The following is a 6,245-nucleotide window of genomic DNA, read 5'->3' as shown; positions in this document are numbered from 1 at the left end:
GCTCCTCGGCCTCGGGTTGGTAGCTGAGGGTGTCAGTGTCGGCGAGGTAGATCAGCCGCAACTGCCGGGGCACCACCCCGCGGGTACGCCAGAGCACCAGGGCATAGAACTTCATCTGGAACAGCGCCCGGGCCTCGAAGGCTTCGCGCGGGATCGAGCCGGTCTTGTAGTCCACCACCCGGATGTCGCCGGCCGGCGAGATGTCCAGCCGGTCGACGTAACCGCGCAGCCGGAGGCCGTCCAGCACCACCTCGACCAGTTCTTCGCGGGCGGCGGGCTCGAGTCGCCGGGGATCCTCCAGGGCGAAGTAGTTCTTCACCAGCTCACGGGCCGACTCCAGCCACGCGGTCAACTCCACGCCCTGCTCGTCGTCGGAGAACAGCTGAGCCAGCTCGGGCCGGGCCTCGAGCAGTTGCTGCCAGGAGGGCATCACGTCGGCCTGCGCCTGCTGGACGGTCCGCTCACCGGCCGGCAGGTCGTACAGATGTTCCAGGACCGCGTGCACCACGGTGCCCCTGGTCGCCGCCCGGCTCGGCGTCTCGGGAAGCCGGTCGATGCTGCGGAACCGGTAGAGCAGCGGGCAGGTCTTGAAGTCAGCGGCCCGCGACGGGGACAGCGAGCCGAGGAAGGCCGGCGGCAGCGGGCTCTGCTCGGCCGGTGGTGCGTCCAGCAACTGCATCTCGGTCATGGGCGCAAGACTAGGTGGCGGTACTGACAGAACTGCCGAACCGCCCCGCGAGTCGGGCTGGGCGGCAGCCAACCGAGAACCGGCGGCTCGCCGCGCGCCCAGCCGGCTCCAGAAACGCCCTGCCAGTCGCACTCAGAGCCAGCGCAGGTGCTTGAGCGGCCAGCTGACCGCGACGGACCGACCTACGATGCTGGACCCGGCGATCACCCCGAAGACCCGGGAGTCCAGCGAATCACAGCGGTTGTCGCCCATCACGAAGTACTTGCCGGCCGGCACCTTGACGGCGGCGAAGTCGCCGGTTCCGTGGCAGGCCGGGTTGACATAGGGCTCCGGCAGCGCCCGGGCACCGATGAACACCTTGCCGTCGTGGCCGCTGACGGTCTCACCCGGCAGGCCGATCACTCGCTTGATCAGTTGCGAGTCCTCCGGCGGGGCCAGCGGCGGCCGGTCGAAGACCACCACGTCGGATCGGGCGACGGAGCTGAACCGGTAGGACAACCTGTCCACCAGGACCAGGTCGGGCTCACAGTGCTTGCAGCCGTGCAGGGTCGGCTCCATCGAGCCGGACGGGATGTAATAGGAGGCGACCACGAAGTGCCGCAGGCTCACCACCACGACCGCGACGGCGAGTAAGAACGCCAGCGTCCGCGCCAGCCTGCTGATCCGGCTCGGCCGCCTTTGGGCGTGAGCCGGGCGGCGCCGTCGCTTCCGTGCGGTGGGCACCGAGCCGGGCGCCGCCGAGCCGGGCGTCGCCGAGCTGGCGGCCCGGTCCGAGCGCCGCTGGGCGATCCTGGCCTGGATGCGGGCGTGCGGATCAGATTCGCGTCCCTCGGCCGCAAACCGCCCATCCTCTGCCACAGTGGTCAAGGCTAAACCGTTCGCGGCCCGGTGGCTCGCACTCTCGCATGTGCATCGCGCAAGACCCTCGTCCCGGCCCGACCTCGTAGGATCAGGCGATGAGCAGCCAACTGTCGGAGCCGGACCGGCCTCCCAGGGCAGGTGGCTGGTTGTTCCGGATCGGCTCGGTGCTGGGTGTGCCGATCTTCCTCACACCGAGCTGGCTGTTGGTGGCCGGATTCATCACCATCAGTTACGCCGGCTTCCTCCGCGAGCAGATCCCCGGCGCCTCGCATGCTGCCTCCTACGCCCTGGGCCTGGTGTTCGCGACCGCGCTGGCAGCCTCGGTGCTGCTGCACGAGGTGGGCCATACGGTGGTCAGCAAGGTGGTCGGCCTGCCGGTCCGCCGGATCGTGGTGTTCCTGCTGGGCGGGGTGTCCGAGATCGAGGGGGAGGCCAGCCGGCCCCGGGACGAGTTCGCGATCGCGGCAGCCGGTCCCCTCGTCTCGCTCGGGCTGGCCGGGGGCTGCTGGGCGATGAGCCTGTTGCCGGCGGCAGAGTCAGCGGTCGGCGTGCTGCTGTTGCTGCTGGCCTGGAGCAACCTGGTGATCGCCGTCTTCAACGTGCTGCCCGGCCTGCCGCTCGACGGCGGCCGGCTGGTGCAGGCGCTGCTGTGGATGATGGGCAGTTCCCGGCTGAACGCCATCCGGATCGCCGCCTGGGGAGGGCGCGGGGTGGCGGCGCTGTTGGGCCTTGCCATCGTCTTCAGCAACGCCGTCCTCGGGGGTAACTCGCCGGCCGACCTGGCCTCGGTCGGCTCGACCGTGATGGGTTTCGCGGTGGTGGCGTTCCTGTGGATCGGCGCCGGCCAGGCACTACAGCTGGCCGAGCTCAACGCCCGGGCGGCAACCCTGCGGCTCGCTGAGCTGCTGCGTCCCTCGCTGTACCTGCCTGCTCACACCCCGGTGTCCGAGGCGGTCCGGCAGACGGCCGAGTCCGGCGCCAGCGGCATCGTGGTGATTGACGGCCAGGGCCGCAGCCGGGCGATCGTGGACGAGGAGCAGGTCGCCCAGGTCACGGCGGACCGGCGGCCATGGACCTCGCTGAGCCAGGTGGCGCGCGAGTTGGAGCCGGGCCTGATCCTCGCCGACGACCTGGCCGGCGAGCGGCTGATCGACACGCTGCGGGCGCATCCGGCCTCGGAGTACCTGGTGGTGGGCCGGGACGGGGTGGCTCGCGGTGTGGTGGCGGCCGTCGACCTGGCGCGGGCACTGGGGCTGCCAAGGCCGAGGCAACACCGCAGCAGGCGGCCGCTGAACTGATCGCTGGTAGGTAGCCTAACCTTGAACCATTACTTTAGACTTCTGACAGAGTAGGTGTCCGCCGTCGTGCCCGATGTGCCAGCTGACCAGAGCGCTGACTCAGCCCGATTCCAGGTGGGTGACCGGGTGCAGCTCAGCGATCCCAAGGGCCGGCTGCACACCGTCACGCTGGAGCCGGGCAAGCAGTTTCACACCCACCGGGGCGCCATCTCCCACGATCACCTGATCGGCGTCGAGGAGGGATCGGTGGTGCACTCCAGCGCCGGTACCGGCTATCTCGCACTGCGGCCGCTGCTCAGCGACTACGTGTTGTCGATGCCGCGCGGCGCCGCTGTGATCTATCCCAAGGATGCCGCTCAGATCGTGGCCCAGGGTGACATCCACCCGGGCGCCCGGGTGCTGGAGGCGGGCGCGGGTTCGGGCGCCCTGACCTGCTCGCTGTTGCGGGCGGTGGGCCCCACCGGCACGGTGATCTCCTACGAGCGCCGGGCCGATCACCTCGACCATGCCCGGCGCAACGTCGACGCGTTCTTCGGCGCCCCGCCGCAGAACTGGGACCTGCGGCTGGCCGACGTCTGCCAGCACCCGGCCGGGGAGGTCGTCGACAGGGTCATCCTCGACATGCTGGCGCCGTGGGACGTGCTGGCCGCGGTCGGTGCGGCGCTTCGCCCCGGCGGGGTGCTGATCGGCTACGTGGCCACCACCACCCAGCTGTCCCGGCTGGTCGAGGCGCTGCGGGACGAGGGCGGCTGGACCGAGCCGCACGCCTGGGAATGCCTGATTCGCGACTGGCACGTCCTGGGCCTGGCGGTCCGGCCCGACCACCGGATGCAGGGCCACACGGCGTTCCTGGTCACCGCCCGGCGGCTGGCGCCCGGGGTGGTGGCGCCGACCCGGCAGCGCAGGCCGGCCAAGACGGTCGAGCTCGAAGTGGCCTTCGGCCTGGTGGTCGAACCGCCGCCGGCCACTGACGAGCCCGGTACCGAGAAGCCGTTCCGGCCGCCGCTGCCCTGAACGCCGCTGCTCCCGCGTGGCAGCTCTGGTCAGGCAGCCGTAGGTCCCTCAGGCGTCCGGCCCGGCCACCGGCACGCCGTCGGCGGCCCGGGCGACGTGGATGCAGTTGCCGGGGCACTCCTTGGCCGAGTCCAGGACGTCGAGCCTGAGGTTGGCGGGTACGTCCACCCGGGCGCCTTCGGCCTGCTTGAGGGAGCCGTCGGCGTCCTTGACGTAGGCCAGGCCGTCGACGTCGAACTCGAAGACCTCGGGGGCGTACTGCACACACAGACCGTCACCGGTGCACAGCTGCTGATCGATCCATACTTCGAGCACGTCGGAGTCCGTGCCGCCGCCCTCTGCCACCGTCGCCTCCTGTCTGTGTGCCAGAGCCGGACCGCCACCGCCTGGTTGCCCGACCGGTGCGATAACCGGTGCCCGAGCGGTGCCCGAGCGGTGTTCGAGTGGTGCCCGACCGTAATCGATGTGTAACCGCTCTTAAGAGTAGATGCCTCGCGATTTCACACTGCGTGTGTAGGGTGAAATCGAGCAGCGGCCCCCTGCTCGGCAGGTCCCATCGAAAGGGTACCCAGATGGCGGAAGAGTTCGGCAACGACCGAGGGTCCGGCAAGCCGGATGCTGCGGAACTCGCCTATGAGATACAGATGCTGCGCGCCCGCATCGCCGAGTCCCCCCGTCAGATCCGCGCGCTGGAGGACCGGCTGGTCGAAACCCAAGCCCGGGTGGCCTCGCTGAGCGACCGCAACGAGCGGCTGGCGGACACGCTGCGTGACGCCCGCGACCAGCTGGTCACCCTCAAGGAGGAGATCGACCGGCTGGCGCAGCCCCCGTCGGGCTACGGCGTATTCCTGGAGAAAGTGGACGAGCACAGCGTCGACATCTTCACCGGCGGCCGCAAGCTGCGGGTCGCGGTCTCTCCCGAGGTCGGGATCGACAGCCTGGAGCACGGCCAGGAGGTCATGCTCAACGAGGCCATGAACATCGTCCAGGCCCGCGGCCACGAGCGGGCCGGCGAGGTGGTGATGCTCAAGGAGATCCTTGAAGGCGGCGACCGGGCCCTGGTGATCGGGCACACCGACGAGGAGCGGATCGTCCACATCGCCGACGTCCTGCGGGGCTCACCGCTGCGGGTGGGCGACTCGCTGCTGCTGGAACCGCGGTCCTCCTACGTCTACGAGCGGATCCCGAAGAGCGAGGTCGAGGAACTCGTCCTGGAAGAGGTCCCCGACATCGACTACACCGACATCGGGGGGCTCAGCGCGCAGATCGAGCAGATTCGCGACGCCGTGGAGCTGCCGTTCCTGCATGCCGACCTGTTCCGCGAGCACCAGCTCCGCCCGCCGAAGGGCATCCTGCTCTACGGCCCGCCCGGCTGCGGCAAGACGCTGATCGCCAAGGCGGTGGCCAACTCCCTCGCCAAGCAGGTCGCCAGGGTCCGCGGCGACGATGAGAAGGGCCGGTCGTTCTTCCTCAACATCAAGGGCCCGGAACTGCTCAACAAGTACGTCGGCGAGACCGAGCGGCACATCCGGCTGGTGTTCCAGCGGGCCAGGGAGAAGGCCAGTGAGGGCACTCCGGTCATCGTGTTCTTCGACGAGATGGACTCGATCTTCCGGACCCGCGGGTCCGGGGTGTCCTCCGATGTCGAGAACACCATCGTGCCGCAGCTGCTCAGCGAGATCGACGGCGTCGAGGGCCTGGAGAACGTGATCGTGATCGGCGCGTCCAACCGCGAGGACATGATCGACCCGGCCATCCTGCGGCCCGGCCGGCTGGACGTGAAGATCAAGATCGAGCGGCCGGACGCCGAGGCGGCCCGCGACATCTTCGCCAAGTACATCCTCACCTCGTTGCCGATTCACGAAGAGGATCTGGCCGAGCACGGCGGCTCCCGCGAGGCGACCGTCAAGGCGATGATCCAGCACACCGTCGAGCGGATGTACACCGAGAGCGAGGACAACCGGTTCCTCGAGGTGACCTACGCCAACGGCGACAAGGAGACGCTCTACTTCAAGGACTTCAACTCCGGCGCGATGATCCAGAACATCGTCGACCGCGGGAAGAAGATGGCCATCAAGGACCTGCTCGACACCGGCCAGAAGGGCATCCGGATCGAGCACCTGCTGACCACCGGCCAGCGTGGCCTGCGGATGCAGCACCTGCAGGCCGCCTGTGTCGATGAGTTCCGGGAGAACGAGGACCTGCCGAACACCACCAACCCCGATGACTGGGCCCGCATCTCCGGCAAGAAGGGCGAGCGGATCGTCTACATCCGCACGCTCATCTCGGGCACCAAGGGCGACGAGGCCGGCCGGTCCATCGACACGATCGCCAACACCGGTCAGTACCTGTAGGTGCTTGCGGCGTGACCACCCGGCGGGTTA

6 protein-coding genes are annotated in these 6,245 nt (G+C 69.3%); 3 read left to right on the top strand and 3 right to left on the bottom strand.

The features are described from left to right. Both VF542_RS07790 and lepB read right to left on the bottom strand, forming a co-directional pair. The coding region (locus tag VF542_RS07790; RefSeq protein WP_408651130.1) for a RecB family exonuclease at positions 1-679 on the bottom strand (679 nt) is incomplete at its 3' end. A gap of 141 nt (positions 680-820) precedes the next feature. After that, the gene (gene lepB / locus VF542_RS07785) at positions 821-1,546 is read right to left on the bottom strand and encodes a signal peptidase I (RefSeq protein ID WP_408651129.1); all 726 of its coding nucleotides are present in this window, start codon (positions 1,544-1,546) and stop codon (positions 821-823) included. Between the two features lie 98 nt (positions 1,547-1,644). Here lepB and VF542_RS07780 point away from each other — a divergent pair, with 98 nt between their 5' ends. Together VF542_RS07780 and VF542_RS07775 are read left to right on the top strand one after the other, a co-directional pair. Beyond that, positions 1,645-2,847 carry a site-2 protease family protein gene (locus VF542_RS07780; protein ID WP_408651128.1) on the top strand — a complete coding sequence of 401 codons (1,203 nt, stop codon included), beginning with the start codon at positions 1,645-1,647 and terminating at the stop codon, positions 2,845-2,847. A gap of 66 nt (positions 2,848-2,913) precedes the next feature. Next, entirely contained in the window at positions 2,914-3,861 is a 948-nt protein-coding gene (locus tag VF542_RS07775) for a tRNA (adenine-N1)-methyltransferase (RefSeq protein WP_408651127.1), read from the top strand. Positions 3,862-3,909: 48 nt separating this feature from the next. Here VF542_RS07775 and VF542_RS07770 read toward each other — a convergent pair whose 3' ends face one another. Beyond that, positions 3,910-4,206: a ferredoxin gene (locus VF542_RS07770; protein WP_408651126.1), complete on the bottom strand. Its 297-nt coding sequence runs from the start codon at positions 4,204-4,206 to the stop codon at positions 3,910-3,912. A gap of 227 nt (positions 4,207-4,433) precedes the next feature. On the opposite strand from VF542_RS07770, the gene arc reads away from it, so the two are divergent. Continuing rightward, positions 4,434-6,215: a proteasome ATPase gene (gene arc / locus VF542_RS07765; RefSeq protein ID WP_408651125.1), complete on the top strand. Its 1,782-nt coding sequence runs from the start codon at positions 4,434-4,436 to the stop codon at positions 6,213-6,215. Positions 6,216-6,245: the final 30 nt, after the last annotated feature.

It is taken from the genome of Jatrophihabitans sp. (genome assembly GCF_036389215.1).
In the GTDB taxonomy this organism is placed as follows: Bacteria; Actinomycetota; Actinomycetes; order Mycobacteriales; family Jatrophihabitantaceae; genus Jatrophihabitans_A.
Note: the sequence above shows the minus strand (reverse complement) of the source record. Positions and strands in the feature narration are given on the sequence as shown.

Bases quoted from the DNA above. Each gene is read 5' to 3' on its own strand.
- arc (WP_408651125.1), top strand. From the start codon at position 4,434: ATGGCGGAAGAGTTCGGCAACGACCGAGGGTCCGGCAAGCCGGATGCT.
- VF542_RS07780 (WP_408651128.1), top strand. From the start codon at position 1,645: ATGAGCAGCCAACTGTCGGAGCCGGACCGGCCTCCCAGGGCAGGTGGC.